Source organism: Actinophytocola sp. (genome assembly GCF_036402745.1).
Lineage (GTDB): Bacteria > Actinomycetota > Actinomycetes > Mycobacteriales > Pseudonocardiaceae > Actinophytocola.
Window position 1 is genome coordinate 15,915 of record NZ_DASWSJ010000285.1, and the last position, 17,421, is coordinate 33,335.

The window sequence follows — 17,421 nt, forward strand, 5'->3', positions numbered from 1 at the left end:
GGTGGGAGTCCACGCCGGCCTGAGGACGGCGGCCACTACCCGAACTCGACAGCCTGGGTGCGGAAATGCCGCGGGACGGCGCCGCACCCAGGCACATTTTCCGGACATGCGAAAGGGCGCCTTACCCGACGGATCGGGTAAGGCGCCCTTTCGGTGTTCGCTAGCTGATCGAGAGGTCGCGGTCGTTGACCTTGCCGACCGAGACCGAGCGCTTCTCCGCGGTCCGGGTCTTCGCCCGGGCGCCGCGCGGCGGCACGCCGTTGATGTCCTCGGTGCTGATCGCGTACGAGCCGAGCACGAACGCGATCGCGTCGGAGTTGCGGTCGAGCGCCACCCGGTCCACGTTGCCCAGGTTGTCGCACGCCTGGTGGTAGCACGGGTCGAAGGACTCACCCGCGACCCCGCCCCACTTGGCCGCCTGCGCCGGGGTCTTCACGACCTCGGCGCCGGTGAACAGGCCACCGGCCGGGATGCCGTTGAGGATGAACTCGCCGTAGTCGGAGCGGCCGTCGAAGTCGCGGCCCTCGGTGGGCACGCCGGTGACGTCGAAGTAGTTCGCGAACGCGGCCTCGATCTGGGCCGAGCCGTACGGGCCGGGACCCGCGCCGACGCCGTCGGAGTTGTCGCCGTCGAAGACGAAGTAGCCGGCGTTCGGCGAGCCGATCATGTCGAAGTTCAGGTACAGCGCGATGTTGAGCTGCTCGTCGAACGACAGGCTCCGCACGTAGTGCTCGGAGCCGACCAGGCCGAGCTCCTCGGCACTCCACCAGGCGAACCGCACCGCGTTGTTGACCTTGGGCGAGCTGCCGAGCCGCAGCGCGGTCTCCAGCAGCGCCGAGCTGCCCGAGCCGTTGTCGTTGATGCCGGGGCCGACCGCGACGCTGTCGAGGTGCGAGCCGGCCATCACGACGTTCTCGTGCCGGCCGGTCCGGGTCTCGGCGATGACGTTGTAGCTGGTGCGGTCCTCGGTCACGCCCCGCAGGTTCAGGGCCACCGTGGCGCCGTCCCGCGCGGCGAGCGCGGCACCGTCGGCCTGGGAGAGGCCACCGGCCGGGGCGCTGCCCTCGATCGGCCCGCCGAGGCTGCCGCCGAGCGAGCCCGGGACGTTGTTGTAGATCAGGACGCCGGCCGCGCCGACCTGCCCGGCGATGTCCGCCTTCTGGCCGAACGGGCAGAAGCCGCGGCTGACGAGGACGATCGCGCCCTCGGCCGCCAGGCCGTCGTAGTCGGAGGTCTCACAGCCCGGCGACGCGTCGGTCGGCACCACCACGAGGGGGCCGGTCGCGCCGCCCGTGGGGGTGGACGCGCTGTAGGTCATGCGCGCGACCGGCACGGCGGTGCCGCCCACGGTGAGTGACTGGCCGAGCGTCTGGTCGTAGACGAACGGGAACTCCTGCCGCGTGAGGATGAAGCCCGCGTCCTCGAGCTTGGTGGCGATGTACTCGGCCGAGGCCTCGTGCCCGGTGGTGCCCGCGGCCCGGTTGCCGCCGTTGCGGTCGGCGATGCGCTGGAGCGCGATCAGGTGCCGGTTGATACCGGTGATCGTGACCTTCTTGACCAGCTGGCGGGCCAGCGCGGGACCATCGGGAATGGTCTGCTGGGCGGCCGACGCCGGTGCCGCGGCCAGGCTGAGACCGGCCACGGCCGCGAGTAACGCGGCCCCGACGCGGAGTGTCGTCTTGCGGGACGGCATGGAGCTTCCTCTCCTCGGGCGGGACGCCTGCGCGCGATCGGCCCCGAACTCGATCACGGCATCCGGCCACGACACCCTTGCCGCATCCTCGTCGCAGGTCAAGACCCACCAACGGACCGTCATGGACAACGATTACCGTTCTGGCATGCACGCGATCACGATCAGCGAACCAGGCGAACCGGACGTGCTGACCTGGACGGAGCTTCCGGATCCGGAGCCCGGCCCGGGCGAGGTGCTCCTGGACGTCGCGGCCACCGCGGTGAACCGGGCCGACCTGCTGCAGCGCCAGGGCTACTACCCGCCGCCGCCCGGCGTCACCGACGTGCCCGGCCTGGAGTGCTCGGGCACGGTCGCGGCCCTCGGCGAGGGCGTCGACTCGGTGCGGGTGGGCGAGCAGGTGTGCGCGCTGCTGGCGGGTGGCGGCTACGCGGAGAAGGTCGTCGTGCCGGCCGGTCAGGTGATGCCGGCGCCAGGCGGGGTCGACCTGGTCACCGCGGCGTCGCTGCCGGAGGTGGCGTGCACGGTCTGGTCGAACGTGGTGCTCACCGCCCGGCTGGTGGCGGGTGAGACGTTCCTGGTGCACGGCGGCGCCGGCGGGATCGGGACGCACGCCATCCAGGTCGGCAAGGCGCTGGGCGCGCGGGTCGCGGTGACGGCCGGGGCGGCCGACCGGCTGGCGCGGTGTGCCGACCTGGGCGCGGACATCCTGGTCGACTACCGCGAGCAGGACTTCGTCGAGGTCCTGAAGGAGGCCACCGGCGGCCACGGCGCGGACGTGATCCTCGACAACATGGGCGCGAAGTACCTGCCGCGCAACGTCTCCGCGCTGGCCCGCAACGGGCGGCTGGTCGTCATCGGCATGCAGGGCGGGGTCAAGGGCGAGCTGAACCTGGGCACGCTGCTGTCGAAGTGCGGCTCGGTCACCGCGACGACGCTGCGGCACCGGCCGGTGGAGGAGAAGTCGGCGATCGTGGCCGAGGTGGCGGCGCAGCTGTGGCCGCTGGTGGAGTCGGGCACCGTGCGGCCCATCGTGCACGAGGTGCTGCCGATCCAGCGGGCCGCGGACGCCCACCGGAAGATGGAGGAGGGCGGGGTCTTCGGCAAGATCGTGCTGGTGATGCCCTCAGCCGCCCAGTGAGGTGAGGCCGGCCACGGCCTCCACGAGCGCGTCGATCTCAGCCGACGTCGTGTAGTGGGCCAGGCCGATCCGGACCGCGCCGCCGACCTCGGCCACGCCGAGCGCGGCGAACACGCCGCTGGGCACGTCGTCGGCGAAGGCGCAGATGCCGCGGTCGGCCAGGTGGACGATCGCCTGCGACGCCTTGACGTCGGTGACCGTGAAGGCCAGCGCGGGGATCCGGCGCATCGCGTCCCCGATGACCGTGACGTGCAGCAGGCCGCGCAGCTCGGAGATGAGCTTGCCCAACATGCCCGCCTGGTAGGACTTCGCCGACCCGATCGAGGTCTGCAGCCGCTCCCGCCTGCTCCCCGACGCCGCGTCGTCGAGCCCGGCGAGGTAGTCGATGGACGCGACCAGGCCGGCGAGCAGCGGGTAGGCGTGCTGGCCGAGCTCGAGCCGGCCCGGCCCGCTCTGGTTCGGGCCCAGCGAGCACGCCGGCAGCCGCTCGAGCAGCGACGGGTCCGCGAACGCGAGCGCGCCGACGGTCGGGCCGCCCCACGCGGTGGCCGACACCGCGACGACGTCGGCGCCCATCGCGCGGATGTCCATGGGCACGAACGGCGCGGACGAGGACGCGTCGACCACGACCAGCGCGTTCGAGTCGTGCGCGAGCGTGGTGATCTTCGACAGGTCCGGCCGGGTGCCCACGACCCCCGACGCGGCGGTGACCGCGACGACCTTGGTGCGGTGGGAGATCAGGCTCTCGTACTGCCACGCCGGCAGCTCGCACGTCTCGATGTCGATCTCCGCCCAGCGGACGGTGGCGCCGGCCCGCTGGGCGACCCCCAGCCACGGCGCGATGTTCTGCTGGTGGTCCAGCCGCGACACGGTGACCTCGTCGCCGATGACCCAGCCGCTGCCCATCGCCTCCGCGAGCCGCTGGAGCAGGACCGCGGGGTTGGGGCCGAGCACCACGCCCGCGGGGTCGCAGCCGACCAGATCGGCGACCGCGCGGCGGGCCGCGTCCACGATCGCCTCCGCCCGCTGCGAGGCGGGAAACACCCCACCGGGTCCGGAGACGGGCGCCCGGAGGGCGGTCGACACCGCGGTCGCGACCTGCTCCGGAACCTGCATCCCGGCCGGGGCATCGAGGTGAATCCACCCATCACCCAACGCGGGAAACTGTCCCCGAATCGCAGCGACGTCGAACGCCATGAGCCACACCGTACGGAGGCCGGCCGTGGTCCCGCTTCCGGGGGCCATCCCGTGAGTTAGGTGTGGCGGGCGGTGGTTACCCTCGAGGTGTGACGAACCAGGCAGGCGAACCCCAGCCCGACGACGGTGGCCGGGCCGAGCAGCCACAGCACGTGGTGGTGATGGGCGCGGACGGCTCGCCGCTCGGCACCGCCCGGATCCCGGACGGTCAGGACGGCGTCGCCAACGCCGAGTCCGTCGGCGACATGGTCGAGCAGCCGGCCAAGGTCATGCGCATCGGCACCATGATCAAGCAGCTGCTCGAGGAGGTTCGCGCGGCGCCGCTCGACGACGCCAGCCGCAGCCGCCTCCGCGAGATCCACAAGCGGTCGATCGCCGAGCTCGAGGACGGCCTCGCGCCCGAGCTGCGCGAGGAGCTCGAGCGGCTGTCGCTCCCGTTCACCGACGAGAACACGCCCTCCGACGCCGAGCTGCGCATCGCGCAGGCCCAGCTGGTCGGCTGGCTCGAGGGCCTGTTCCACGGCATCCAGACGGCGTTGTTCGCCCAGCAGATGGCCGCGCGCGTGCAGCTCGAGCAGATGCGCCGCGGCCTGCCGCCGGGTGCGGGCGGTGACGTTCCGGAAGCGCCCGGTATCCGGGGAACCGGCCAATACCTCTGACCGAAAGAAAACAACGAGCCCGTCGGCGTTCACGCCGGCGGGCTCTTTTGTCCGGTACGGCGCGCACGTAGTTGCATGGTCAAACTGCGTCCGGATGTAGCGACTAACTGACAGTGATTGACCAACTCGCTATAGTTGACACAGATATTCGGCGATTTAGCGCTATTTGGGGCACATTGTTGCGCCGAACAGCAGATCAGCCACAGATCGTTCGGTCTAACTGTTTGCTCGGACAGCACATCGGGCGTCACGGCAACTTAGCCTGTTCGGACTCTCATACATGTGATGCCTGAGGAGCACCTTGTCCGGCCGGTTTTGTCGCGTTCTTTGCCTGCGATGACTCCCCTCTCCACCATCCGTCGCTTCGCGGACGTCGCGGAGCGCTTCCCCGATCGTCAGGCCGTTGTGGACGTCACCGTGGACGGCGGCGCGGGCCTGACGTATGCGGCGCTGGCGGCGCTCGCGGGTGGACGGACGAGGGGCATCGCGGCTGCAGGCGTGGCACCCGCACGCCGGGTGGGGCTGGTGACCGAGCACGGCGCCGAGACGATCGCCGGCATCCTCGGCGTGCTGGGCGCGGGCTGTGCCTACGTGCCGCTCGACCCGACCTTCCCGGTGGAGCGACTGTCCTACCAGGTCGCCGCCGCCGACGTGTCGCTCGTGCTGGCCAACCGCGCGCACGCCGACCTCGCGCACCGGCTGAGCGACACCGTGCTGATCGCCGACGACCTCGCGCCCGCCCGCCTCGAGCCGGCCGACACCGACCTCGACGACGTGGCCTACGTGCTGTTCACGTCCGGCTCGACCGGCCGGCCCAAGGCGGTCGCGCAGACCCACCGCAACCTGATGCACGTGGTCGACAACCAGATCTCGAGCCTGTCGATCACCGCCGCGGACCGGCTGAGCCTGCTGGCCTCGTTCGGTTTCGACGCCGCGATCCCCGACCTCTACCCCGCGCTGCTGACCGGCGCGGCGCTCGTCCCCATCGACCTCCGCACGCACGGTGTGGCGCACGCCGCCGCGGCACTCGCCCGCCAGGCCGTCACGATCTACCACTCCACGCCGACGGTGTACCGGTACCTGCTCGACGCGCTGGGTGACATGGGGGGAGCGGGCCGGTTGGACACCGTGCGCACGGTCCTGCTCGGCGGCGAGCAGTCGACCTATGCCGACGTGGCCCGGGGGCGGGAAGTCTTCGCCCCGGGCTGCGTGTTCGTCAACGGCTACGGCGCCACCGAGGTGACCTTCGCCGCGCAGTACCAGGTCGCGGTGTCCGAAGTGGACCCCGCGGCGACCGGGCCGCTGCCGATCGGCACCGCGCTGCCCGGCTACGAGCTGGTGCTGCTGGGCGAGAGCAAGGAGATCGCGGTCCGCGGCCGGCATCTCGTCGGCGGCTACGCCAACGTCGAGAGCGACGCCTTCGCCACCGGCGCGGACGGCGTGCGCCAGTACCGCACCGGCGATCTCGGCCAGGCCCTGCCGGACGGCGGGCTCGTGTGCCTGGGCCGGCTCGACCGCCAGGTCAACGTCCGCGGCTTCCGGGTCGAGCTGACCGAGGTGGAGGCCGCCCTGCGGGCCCGGCCCGGGGTCAGCGCCGCGCGGGTCGTCGTGCGTGGCGAGGACCTGCTGGGCTATGTCGTCGCCGGCCGCGGCGCGGACGCGGACCTCGACGGGCGGGCGCTGCGCGGCGCGGTCGCCGAGACGCTGCCCGGGTACGCGGTGCCCCGCGCGGTGGTCGTGCTCGACGAGTTCCCCCTCACGGTCACCGGCAAGCTCGACGAGCTCGCGCTGCCCGACCCGCCGCGCGAGGCCACCACGGGCCATCGGCTGAGCCCGGCCGAGCAGCGGGTGCACGACATCTGGTGCGCGGTGCTGCGGACCGACCACGTCGCGCCGACCGACAACTTCTTCGACATCGGCGGCCACTCGCTGCTGCTGGGCCAGGTCCAGCAGCGGCTCGCCGCCGGGTTCGGCACCGACGTCGCGCTCATGAAGCTCTTCGAGCACCCGACCATCGCCGCGCAGGCGCGGTTCCTCACCGGCGGCGAGACCGGCAAGACCGGCGGCGAGCGGCATCCGCGACCGGTGCCGGGTACGAGCCCGCGGCAGCCGGCGACCCACGCCGAGTACACCGGCGACGAGATCGCGGTCGTCGGCATGGCCGGCCGCTTCCCCGGCGCGGCCGACCTCGACAGCTTCTGGTGGAACCTCTGCGCCGGCGTCGACGGGATCCACGACTACTCCGACAGCGAGCTCGCCGCGCTCGGCATCGGGCCCGGCCTGCGCGGCGACCCGCGGCACGTGCGCTCCGGCGGCAAGCTCGACGGGATCGCCGACTTCGACGCCGGGTTCTTCTCCTTCGGCGCCGACGAGGCCGCCCGCACCGACCCCCAGCACCGGCTCTTTCTCGAGACCGCCTGGGAGGCCATGGAGAACGCCGGTCACGACCCGGCCGACGAGGGCACGTCGGTCGGTGTGTTCGCGGCGACCTCGGCCAACCGGTACTTCCTGTTCCACCTGTTCGGCAACCCCGCGGTGAGCGACGCCGACCCCGACGACTGGGAGGCCCAGCTCCTCGGCCGCCAGTTCACCGACCACCTGCCCGGCCAGGTCGCCTACCGGCTGGGCCTGACCGGCCCGGCGCTCGCCGTGCAGACCGCGTGCTCCAGCTCGCTCGCCGCGGTGGCACTGGCCGCGCAGAGCCTCGCCGACTACCGCTGCGACCTCGCGCTCGCCGGCGGGGTCAGCGTCACCTGGCCGCGGCACCGGCACGTGCCAGGCGGGATGGCCTCGGCGGACGGGCGCTGCCGGGCCTTCGACGAGGCGGCGAGCGGCACGGGGTTCAGCTCGGGCGTCGGCGTGGTGGCGCTGCGCAGGCTCGCCGACGCGCTCGAGGACGGCGACCACGTCTACGCCGTCCTGCCCGGCTGGGGCATGACCAACGACGGCGCCGACCGCGCCGGGTTCGCCGTGCCGGGGCCGGGCGGGCAGGCCGCCGCCGTCGCCGAGGCCCTCGCGGTCGCGGAGATCGCGCCGGCCGAGGTCCGGTTCGTCGAGGCGCACGGCAGCGGCACGCCGCTCGGCGACGCCATCGAGGTGGCCGCGCTGAACGAGGTCTTCGAGGGCTCGGCGCCGCCGGAGTCCTGCGCGCTCGGCTCGGTGAAGACCAACATCGGGCACCTGGACGCGGCCGCGGGCATCGCCGGGCTGATCAAGGCCGTGCTCGCCGTGCGGGACGGGATCATCCCGCCGAACCTGCACTTCAGCCGGCCGCATCCGGAGCTCGACCTCGAGTCCGGCCCGTTCTACGTGCCCACCAAGGTGCGCGACTGGCCCGACGCCGACCGCCGGGTGGCCGGGGTCAGCTCGTTCGGCCTGGGCGGCACGAACGTGCACGTCCTGGTGGCCGAGCCACCCGCGGCGGAGCCGGCCGAGGAGGACGGCGGCGAGTACCTGCTGCCGGTGTCCGCGCGGGACGAGCACGCCCTGCGCGCGGCGACCTCGCGCCTGCGTGACCACCTCGCCGCGCACCGGCCCCCGCTCGCCGACGTGGCCCACACGCTGTCCGTGGGGCGCCGGCCGTTCGCCTGCCGCGCCGCGGTGGTGGCGAGCACCGTGGACGACGCGGTGCGTGCCCTCGACTCGCTCGTCCCCGGGGAGGTCGCCGGCGCGGGAACCCTGCGCGCGATCGCCCAGCGGTGGGTGGACGGTGCCCCCGTCGACCTGCCCACCGACCCAGCCGGCGGCCGGCGGATCCCGCTGCCGACATACCCGTTCCAGCGCACCAGGTTCTGGATCGAGGCCCACAACCGAGGAGGTCCGCGGTGAACTGGTTCGTGTGCCCGCAACCCCGTCCGAGCGCCGCGGCGCAGCTGTTCTGCCTGCCGTACGCGGGAGCCGGGGCGAGTGCCTACCACCGCTGGCTGACCGCGATCGGCCCGGAGCTCGAGGTGGCGGCCGTACAGCTGCCCGGCCGGGAGAACCGGATCATCGAGGACCCCGGCTTCTCCATCGCCGAGCTGGCCGCGGCGATCACCGGCCGCGCCGACCGGCCCTACGCGCTCTACGGCCACTCCCTCGGCGGCCGCTACGCCTTCGAGGTGGTCCGCCACCTGCACAGCATCGGCGGCCGGCTGCCGGTCAGGCTGTACGTCGGCGCCTGCCGCGCGCCGCACCTGCGGGTCTCCGGCCCGTTCGACGGGCTGTCCAAGCTCGACGACGACGAGCTGCTGCGCCGGGTCACCGAGGGCGGCGGGCTGTCCGAGGCGGTGCTCGCCGAGCCGGAGCTGGTCGAGCTGCTGCTGCCGGTGCTGCGCGCGGACTTCCAGAAGCTCGACGACTACGTGTTCGTCGAGGGTGCGCCGATCCCGGTGCCGATCGTGGCGTTCGCCGGCCGGGACGACAAGGCCGTGCCGCTCGCCGACATCCTGGCCTGGGACCGGCACGCGGGCAGCGGCCTCACCGTGCACGAGGTCGACGGCGACCACTTCTTCCTGCAGCACGAGCGCACCGAGGTGCTCGACCTGCTGCCCGGGGACCTGCTCGACGCGGCCGGGAGAGTCGCCGCCGATGGCCGCTGACCACAGGCTGCCGCTCGGGGACACCGGCTGGTCGGTCTGGCGCGACGCCCTGCTCCGCTCGGCCGGCTTCCCTGCGGATGGTCTGACCACGCTGTCCGCCCCTGCCGCCGCCGCGAGCGCGGACCGCCTGCTGCGCGGCGAGCCCAGTGACTTCGACGCCGACTTCGACGCCGACTTCGCCACCGCGCTGGCCGACAACGCCACGCGGCTGCTGGAGCTCGCCGGCGACCCGCTGGTCCGCGAGGCGGTGACCTGGCAGAACACCAACGCCCTCTACGCGCTCGTCGGCCTGACCGAGGGCGGTCCGGACGCGCCGCGCAACGCCCGCCGGCGGGACCGGGAGAAGGCGGTCGTCAAGTACTGGCAGCGCTACTGCGGCAAGAACGAGACGGTCGGCTTCTTCGGCCCCAGCTGCTGGGTGACGATCGACCCCGAGCTGGACCGCCCCGCCGTCACCACGGCCGGGCCCGCGCTGACCCGGCGCCGCTGGGTGGTGTTCGAGGCCTGGGCCATGCGTGCCTACGCCGACGCGATCAGCGCCGACCCCGCGGTGCGCCGCTGGTGGCCGCCGATGCTGTGCCCGCAGCTGGCCCTCGACGGCCGGCAGGTGCACCGGCCGGGCCGCGGGCCGCAGACGCTGTCCTCGGCCGAGGCGGCGTTGCTCGCCGCGTGCGACGGCAAGCAGCCGGCTGCCGCGGTGGTGGCCGACCCGGCGATCGGGCTGCGCCGCGAGGACGACGGCTACACCATGCTGACCCACCTCGCCGAGCGCGAGCTGATCACCTGGGACGCGGCGCTGCCCAACAGCTCGGCCGCGGAAGCCGTGCTGCGCCAGCGGATCGCGGCCATCGGCGAGGACGCGCCACGCGCCGCGGCGGCCGAGGGGCTCGACCGGCTGGGCGCGGCCAGGGACGCGGTGGCCGCGGCGGCCGGCGACCCGCTCGCCCTGCGGGCCGCGCTGTCCACATTGGACGCCGTGTTCACGGAGCTGACCGGTGCGTCGCCGCGCCGGCGCAGCGGGGAGACCTACGCCGGCCGGACGCTGTGCTACGAGGACACCGCGCGGGACCTCGACGTGACGTTCGGCGCGCCGCTGCTCGCTGAGCTCGCCGCCCCGCTCGACCTGCTGCTGCGCGCGGCCCGCTGGCTCGCCGCGACCCTCGAGGTGGCCTACGCGCAGGCGTTGCGCGGCCTGTACGAGGAGCTGCGTGCGGACGCCGGCGACGGCCCGGTGCGGCTGTCGGACCTGTGGTTCCTCGCGCAGGGCCTGTTCTGGGGCACGACCGGGGACCGGCCGGTGGACGCGGTGGCGGAGGAGTTCGCCCGCCGCTGGGCGGACCTGTTCGACCTCGCGGACGCCGGTGGGCCCGTCGTGCGGTCCACGTCGGCACTGCGCGCGCGGGTCGACGAGGTCTTCCCGCCGCTGCGGCCGACCTGGTCGGCGGCCCGGCTGCACAGCCCGGACCTGCAGATCAGCGCGACCGGGCCGGACGCGCTGGAGCGCGGCGAGTACCACGTCGTGCTCGGCGAGATGCACACCGCGTGGGCGTCGTTCGACAACGAGGTGTTCACCCTCGCGCACCCCGACGTGGAGCGGCTGCGCACCGCGCTCGCCGAGGACCTCGGCCAGCGCCGGGTCCGCCCGCTGTACCCGCTGGACTGGCCGCGGCGCACCAGCCGGGTGGCCGAAAGCCTGACCGGCCCGACCGACGTGCAGCTCGGCTTCGTGCCCGCGCCCGGCGCCGAGCCCGACCGGCTGGTCCCGACGACCGCGCTGCTGGTGTCCGAAGAGGACGGTCAGCTGGTCGCGGCCGACCCGGACGGGCGGCGCTGGCCGCTGGTCGAGGTGTTCTCCCAGATGGTCGCGACGCACGCGGTGGACGCGTTCAAGCTGACCTCGCCCACCGCGCACACACCGCGGATCACCGTCGACCGGATGGTGGTGAGCCGGGAGACCTGGCGGACCACGGCCGGCGAGACCGGGTTCGCCACGGTCACCGGCGAGCGCGAGCGGTTCCTCGCGGTGCGCCGCTGGCGGCTCGCGCTCGGCCTGCCGGACCAGGTGTTCGTCAAGATCGGCACCGAGACCAAGCCGTGCTACCTGGACCTGACCAGCCCGCAGTACGCGACGCTGCTGTGCAGCATGATCCGCGCCGCGGTCGGGCAGGCCGGCACCGGCGTGTCGGTCGTGGCCAGCGAGCTGCTGCCGGGGCCGGACGGTGCCTGGGTGCCCGACGCGCAGGGCCGCCGCTACGTGAGCGAGCTGCGCCTGCACATCGTCGACACGACCGTCGAGTCCACCGTGGAGCCCACCGTCGGGTCCACTGGCGACACCGCCGTCGAGCGCCCCGCGGAGGGTGCTCGATGAGCCACGAGTTACCCCTCGCCGGGACGGGCTGGTCGGTCTGGCGCGACGTCCTGCTGCGCACCGCCGGCTTCCCGGCCGACGGCCTCGACCGGTTCACCGCCCCGGAGGCGGCGGCCGCGGCGGACGCGCTGCTGGCCGGCACCGGCGACGCCGGCGTGTTCGACAAGGCCTTCGCCGAGGCGCTGCACGCGGGTGCGGTGGCGGCCAACGAGATCGCCGCCGACCCGCTGTTCCGCGAGGCGGTCACCTGGCAGAACCCGGGTGTGCTGGCGAGCCTGGACGGGCTGCTGGCGGGCGGGCCGGACGCCGCCCGCAACGTCCGCCGCCGGGACCGGGAGAAGGCGCTGCTCAGGTACTGGCAGCGTTACTGCGCCAAGAGCGAGACGATCGGCTTCTTCGGTCCCGTGTCCTGGGGCCGGGTGGACGACACGGCCGGCACGCACGTGCGGCTGGGCACCGGGCTGGTGCGGGAGCGCCGGGTGTTCTTCGAGGCGTGGGCGGTGCAGTGCCTCGCCGACGGGCTCGCCGGGGACCTCGCGGTGCGCCGCTGGTGGGCACCCGTGCTCCGGCCGCACCTGACCCTCGACGGCCGGCTGCTGCGCCGGCCGCTCCGGCCGCCGCTCGAGCTGTCCACAGTGGACAGGGCGGTGCTCGCCCGGTGCACCGGCCACACCGCCGCCCACCGGCTGGTCGCGGAGCTGGTCGAGCAGGCGGGCCTGCGTACCGAGGCGGACGGCTACCTGCTGCTCGACCGCCTCGTCGAGCGGGAGCTGCTGCGCTGGGACGCCGGCCTGCCGACGTCGCCGGACGCGGAGCGGGTGCTGCGCGAGCGGATCGCGGCGATCGGCGACGACGAGGTCCGGGCCCGCGCGGCCGGTGGCCTCGACCGGCTCCGCGCCGCGCGCGACGCGGTGGCCGCGGCCGCCGGCGACCCGCTCGCCCTGCGTACCGCGCTGTCCACTCTGGACGAGGTGTTCACCGGGCTGACCGGCGTGGCGCCCCGCCGCCGGGACGGCCAGACCTACGCCGGGCGCACGCTCACCTACGAGGACACCACCCGCGACGCCGACCTGGTCGTGGGCCGCGGGCTGCTCGACTCGCTCGCCGCGCCGCTGTCGGTGGTGCTGCGCGCGGCCCGGTGGCTGTCGGCGGAGTTCGGCGCGGCCTGCGAGCGGATCTGCGGGGAGCTCTACACCGAGCTGCGCGTGGCGGGCCCGGTGCGGCTCGCCGACTTCTGGAACCTGGTGCAGGGCATGCTCTTCGACGAGCAGGGCCCGGGCCGGGCGATCGGCGCGGAGTTCACCGCGCGGTGGGCGCGGCTGTTCGGGCTCGACGGGGTGCCGGCCGGCCAGGCCGAGGTCCGGCTGTCGGCGGCGGAGCTCGCTGGTCCCGCGGCCGAGGTGTTCGCCGCGACCGGGCCGGGCTGGCCGTCGGCGCGGGTGCACAGCGCGGACATCCAGGCGTGTGCCCGCGAGGTCGCCGACCTCGACCGCGACGACGTGCTGCTGGTCCTCGGCGAGCTCCACCCGGCCTACGACCCGTTCGACAGCGCGTTGTTCTCGCCGTGGCACCCGGATCCGGCGGCGCTGCGGGCCGCGCACGACACGACGTTCGGCGCCCGGCCGCGGCTGCTCTACCCCGAGCACTCGCAGCGCATCACCGGCCGCGCCCGGCACAGCCTCCTCGGCAGCGCCGACCGCGAGCTGGGGGTCGCCGACGCGCGGGGCGCGACACCCGGTCGCCTGGTCGCGGCGAGCGCCCTGCTCGTCGAGGACCGCGACGGCGAGCTGACCGCCTCGACCCCCGAGGGCCGCGGCTGGCCGGTGGTCGAGACGTTCGGCGACGTGCTCACCGCGTTGCTGCTGGACAGCTTCAAGCTCGTCGGCCCGGCCGCGCACAGCCCGCGGATCGTCATCGACCGGCTCGTGGTGGCCCGGCGCACCTGGCGCACGACGGTCGCCGCGACCGGCCTCGCCGACGTCACCGGCGAGCGCGCGCGCTTCCTCGCCGCGCGCAGGCTGCGCGGCGACCTCGGCCTGCCCGAGCGGGTGTTCGTGAAGATCGGCACCGAGCCGAAGCCCTGCTTCACCGACCTCGCCGGCCCGGCCCACGTGCAGGCCCTCTGCACGATGCTGCGCACCGCCGCGCGCAGCGGGCCGGACGTCAGCGTGACGTTCAGCGAGCAGCTGCCGCTCACCGAGGACTCCTGGCTGCCCGACCCGGCCGGCCGCCGGTACGTCAGCGAGCTGCGGTTCCAGCTCACCGACCCGGCCACCTACCAACCAAGGGGAGCACGCGGATGACCAGCGCCGCCCTGACCACCGCAGACCTGATCCTCGCGCAGGCCCGCGCGACACCGGACGCCGTGGCCGTACGGCAGTGGGACGACCGGCTCACCTACCGCGAGCTCGTCGAGCGGGCCGCCGGGGTGGCGAACGCGCTGCGTGAGCTGGGTGTCCGGCCGGAGACCCGGGTCGGCATCTGCACCACCCGCGACCCGGCCTACGTCGCGACCGTGGTCGGCGTGCTGCTCTCCGGCGGCTGCTACGTGCCGCTCGACCCGGGCGGTCCGCGCACCAGGCTCCGCGAGATCGCCGAGGACGCCGGTGTGGCCGTCGTCGTCGGCGACCGGGCGGCCGCCGAGTTCGGTGACGTGCCCGGCATCCGCACGCTCGAGCTGCCACCGCCGGCCCAGCCCCAGCCGTGCCCGGCGACCGAGCACAACACCGCGCACGTGCTCTACACCTCCGGCTCGACCGGCCGGCCCAAGGGCGTGCTGACCACCCACCGCAACATCAGGTCCTTCGTGGCCGGCTGGACCCAGCTGTTCCCGATCGACGCGAGCACCCGGGTGCTCGGCATCTCCTCGCTCGGCTTCGACGCCACCACGATCGACCTGTTCGTGCCGCTGACCGTGGGCGCGTCGGTGCAGCTGCTGTCGGCCGTGGACCGGGCCGACCCGGAGCGGCTGCGGCGGTTCGTCGTCGAGCACGAGGTGGACTACGGCTTCATCACGCCGACGATGCTGTCCATGCTGGACCCGGCGGACGTGCCGGGCTGGGCGGTCGTCCAGTGCGGCGGCGAGGCGGTGCCCGCGGAGCTGGCGGCCCGCTGGGCGCCCGGCCGGCGGTTCACCGACACCTACGGCCCCACCGAGTCGACCGTGCTCGTGCTCACCGAGGACATCACCTACGCGCCCGAGGACCCGCTGCCGATCGGCAGGGCGACCCCCGGGCACCGCGCGTACGTGATGGACGAGCTGTTGCGCCCGGTACCCCGCGGCGAGGTGGGTGAGCTGATGGTCGGCGGCCCCGGCCTCGCGAACGGCTACCTGGACCGGCCGGGGCTCACCGCCGACCGGTTCGTGCCGGACCCGTTCGCCGAGCACCCGGGTGAGCGGCTCTACCGCACGGGCGACCAGGTCTACGAGGACTCCCACGGCCGGATCGTCTACCTGGGCCGCGGCGACCGGCAGGTGAAGGTCCGCGGCCAGCGCATCGAGCTGGGCGAGGTCGAGGCCGTGCTCGGTGCGCACCCGGACGTGCGGCAGGCGGCCGTCGAGGCGGTGGACGGGCCGGGCGGCAAGCGGCTCGTCGCGTTCCTCGCGCCGGCCACCGCACCCGACGCGGACGCGCTGCGGGAGTACACCAAGGACCGGCTGACCAGCGCGATGCAGCCGACCCTGGTGGTGGCGCTGGCCGAGCTGACGTTCAACCCGGTGTCCGGCAAGCTCGACCGGCCGGCGCTGCGCGCGCTCGCCGAGCGGGCGCTGGCCGACCTCGCCGAGGACGAGCCGAGGTTCGCCGGCACGCCGGCCGAGCAGGTCGTGGCCCGGGTATGGACCCGGGTGCTGGGCCAGGCGCCGACCCGGGAGACCGACTTCTTCACCGGCGGCGGCAACTCCATCGCGGCGATGCGGCTGGTCGCCGGGCTGCGCGTGGAGCTGGGCCGCCAGGTCGCGATCGAGGACCTGTTCCAGGCGCCGACCGTCGCCGGGCTCGCCGAGCGGGTGGCGAGGGCGGATCCGTTGCCGGGCAAGGAGCTGACCACCGGCAACCCGCCGACGCTCGCCCCGCCGCAGCGCCGCCTCTGGTTCACCGACCAGCTCGCCCCCGACGACGCGCCCTACAACATCGCGCTGGCCAACCGGCTGCGCGGCGCGCTCGACCTGCCCGCGCTGCGGGCGGCGCTGCGGGCGGTGTCCGACCGGCACGACGTGCTGCGCTGGCGGATCCGGCAGACCGCCGGGGTGCCCTACGCCGACTGCGCCCCGCCGGCCGACGTGCCGGTGGAGATCGTCGACCTCACGGTCACCGCCGACAAGGAGACGACGCTGCGGCGGCTGCTCGCGGCCGGTGCCCGGCACGTGTTCGACCTCGCCACCGGGCCGGCCTGGCTCGTGACGCTCTACGAGCTGGCGGGCGACGAGCACGTCCTCGCGATCACCCTGCACCACGCGGTGTTCGACGGCTGGTCGCAGGCCGTGCTCTACGACGACCTCGCGAAGGCCTACGAGCGGGCCCGCCAGGGTGGGTCTCCCGCGCTGGCGCCGCCGGCCGCGACCTACGCGGACTACGCCGTGTGGCGCGCCGACCGCGACGAGCGGGGCGGCACCGCCGACCTCGCGTGGTGGACCGAGCACCTCGCCGGCGCGCCGACCGTGGTGGACCTGCCCCGGGACCGGCCGCGCGCCGCCACGGCGACCTACGCGGGCGCCGAGGCGAGCGTCCCCCTTCCGTCCGAAGTGGACACCGCGGTCCGGGAGCTGGCCGCCGCGCTCGGCACCACCCCGGCGAGCGTGCTGCTCGGCGGGTTCGGCGAGCTGCTGCACCGGCTCACCGGCGCGACCGACCACGTGCTGGGCGCGATCGTCGCGGACCGCGCGCTCGCCGCGTTCGACGACGTGCTCGGCTTCTTCGTCGACACCGTGCCGGTGCGGCTGCGGGCCGGTGCGCCCACGTTCGCCGACACGGTCCGGGCGGGTGCCGACGAGCTGCGGGACGCGACCGCCCACCCGGGCGCGCCGCTGGAGCGGATCGTCGACAGCCTCGGCGTCGGCCGGGACACCTCCCGCGCGCCGCTGGTGCAGGTGCTGTTCAACGTCCTGAACTTCACCGAGCCGCGGCTGCGCCTGGCGGGCCTGGCCGGCGAGACGATCGAGGTGCCCAAGCCCGGCTCGCCGTTCGACCTCACGGTCTACGTGGCCGAGCGGGACGGCCGGTTCGCCTTCGACACCGTCTACAACCCGGACCTGTTCGACGCCGACCGGGTGGTGGGCCTGCTCACCGACCTCACCGAGCTGGTCGGCGCGCTCGCCGCCGCGCCGGACACCGCGGCCGCGCGGACCGCGCCGCACCTGCCCCGGCCCGCCGTGCGGGAGGCGGCGGCCGGCGCGATGACCGTCACCGCCCCGGACACCCCGGAGTACCAGCCGGCGACGAGTGCCGAGATCACCGCCACCGAGGCGCTGATCGCCGGCATCTGGCGGGAGGTGCTGGAGCGCGAGTCCGTCGGCGTGGCGGACAACTTCTTCGACATCGGGGGTCACTCGCTCGCGGTCGCCGCCGTGCATGGCCGGCTCACCGCGGCGACCGGCCGCTCCATCCGGATGCTGGACCTGTTCCGGTACCCGAACATCCGCGCGCTCGCCGCACATCTGGACGGCACGGCGGAGCGGCCGGAGCTGGCCAGGGCCGCGCTGCGGGCCGCCGCACGGCGCACCAGTGCCGGCAACCGAGGCAGACGCAACCCACCACGCCGTGTCAGCGGCACCGCGCAGTAGCAGA

9 protein-coding genes are annotated in these 17,421 nt (G+C 74.4%); 7 read left to right on the forward strand and 2 right to left on the reverse strand.

Annotated elements, in window-relative coordinates; all coding sequences use genetic code 11:
• Positions 1 to 160: 160 nt before the first annotated feature.
• Positions 161 to 1,693, reverse strand: coding sequence for a M28 family metallopeptidase (locus VGD70_RS26925; RefSeq protein WP_331086116.1), 1,533 nt, complete (start codon positions 1,691 to 1,693; stop codon positions 161 to 163).
• A 145-nt stretch (positions 1,694 to 1,838) separates the two neighbouring features.
• On the opposite strand from VGD70_RS26925, the gene VGD70_RS26930 reads away from it, so the two are divergent.
• On the forward strand, positions 1,839 to 2,831 hold the full coding sequence (locus VGD70_RS26930) for an NAD(P)H-quinone oxidoreductase (RefSeq protein WP_331086118.1): 993 nt from the start codon (positions 1,839 to 1,841) through the stop codon (positions 2,829 to 2,831).
• Here the strand turns inward: VGD70_RS26930 and VGD70_RS26935 are convergent.
• Positions 2,817 to 4,028 (reverse strand): cysteine desulfurase-like protein, encoded by a 1,212-nt coding sequence (locus tag VGD70_RS26935; protein ID WP_331086119.1) that lies wholly within the window; start codon positions 4,026 to 4,028, stop codon positions 2,817 to 2,819. The two genes, VGD70_RS26930 and VGD70_RS26935, sit on opposite strands and share 15 nt — an antisense overlap.
• 161 nt (positions 4,029 to 4,189) lie before the next feature.
• On the opposite strand from VGD70_RS26935, the gene VGD70_RS26940 reads away from it, so the two are divergent.
• From VGD70_RS26940 to VGD70_RS26965, 6 genes are all read left to right on the forward strand, one after another.
• Positions 4,190 to 4,687 carry a bacterial proteasome activator family protein gene (locus tag VGD70_RS26940; RefSeq protein WP_331086154.1) on the forward strand — a complete coding sequence of 166 codons (498 nt, stop codon included), beginning with the start codon at positions 4,190 to 4,192 and terminating at the stop codon, positions 4,685 to 4,687.
• 336 nt (positions 4,688 to 5,023) lie between these two features.
• The gene (locus VGD70_RS26945) at positions 5,024 to 8,515 is read left to right on the forward strand and encodes a beta-ketoacyl synthase N-terminal-like domain-containing protein (protein WP_331086121.1); all 3,492 of its coding nucleotides are present in this window, start codon (positions 5,024 to 5,026) and stop codon (positions 8,513 to 8,515) included.
• Positions 8,512 to 9,267 (forward strand): thioesterase II family protein, encoded by a 756-nt coding sequence (locus tag VGD70_RS26950; RefSeq protein ID WP_331086123.1) that lies wholly within the window; start codon positions 8,512 to 8,514, stop codon positions 9,265 to 9,267. Before VGD70_RS26945 ends, VGD70_RS26950 begins: the two co-directional genes overlap by 4 nt.
• Positions 9,257 to 11,635 carry a lantibiotic dehydratase gene (locus VGD70_RS26955; RefSeq protein ID WP_331086125.1) on the forward strand — a complete coding sequence of 793 codons (2,379 nt, stop codon included), beginning with the start codon at positions 9,257 to 9,259 and terminating at the stop codon, positions 11,633 to 11,635. The genes VGD70_RS26950 and VGD70_RS26955 overlap by 11 nt, the downstream gene beginning before the upstream one ends.
• The gene (locus tag VGD70_RS26960) at positions 11,632 to 13,938 is read left to right on the forward strand and encodes a lantibiotic dehydratase (RefSeq protein WP_331086127.1); all 2,307 of its coding nucleotides are present in this window, start codon (positions 11,632 to 11,634) and stop codon (positions 13,936 to 13,938) included. Before VGD70_RS26955 ends, VGD70_RS26960 begins: the two co-directional genes overlap by 4 nt.
• Entirely contained in the window at positions 13,935 to 17,417 is a 3,483-nt protein-coding gene (locus VGD70_RS26965) for an amino acid adenylation domain-containing protein (protein WP_331086129.1), read from the forward strand. The genes VGD70_RS26960 and VGD70_RS26965 overlap by 4 nt, the downstream gene beginning before the upstream one ends.
• Positions 17,418 to 17,421 lie beyond the last annotated feature (4 nt).

Bases quoted from the DNA above. Each gene is read 5' to 3' on its own strand.
- VGD70_RS26930 (WP_331086118.1), top strand. From the start codon at position 1,839: ATGCACGCGATCACGATCAGCGAACCAGGCGAACCGGACGTGCTGACC.
- VGD70_RS26960 (WP_331086127.1), top strand. From the start codon at position 11,632: ATGAGCCACGAGTTACCCCTCGCCGGGACGGGCTGGTCGGTCTGGCGC.
- VGD70_RS26945 (WP_331086121.1), top strand. From the start codon at position 5,024: ATGACTCCCCTCTCCACCATCCGTCGCTTCGCGGACGTCGCGGAGCGC.
- VGD70_RS26925 (WP_331086116.1), bottom strand. From the start codon at position 1,693: ATGCCGTCCCGCAAGACGACACTCCGCGTCGGGGCCGCGTTACTCGCG.
- VGD70_RS26940 (WP_331086154.1), top strand. From the start codon at position 4,190: ATGGGCGCGGACGGCTCGCCGCTCGGCACCGCCCGGATCCCGGACGGT.
- VGD70_RS26935 (WP_331086119.1), bottom strand. From the start codon at position 4,028: ATGGCGTTCGACGTCGCTGCGATTCGGGGACAGTTTCCCGCGTTGGGT.
- VGD70_RS26955 (WP_331086125.1), top strand. From the start codon at position 9,257: ATGGCCGCTGACCACAGGCTGCCGCTCGGGGACACCGGCTGGTCGGTC.
- VGD70_RS26965 (WP_331086129.1), top strand. From the start codon at position 13,935: ATGACCAGCGCCGCCCTGACCACCGCAGACCTGATCCTCGCGCAGGCC.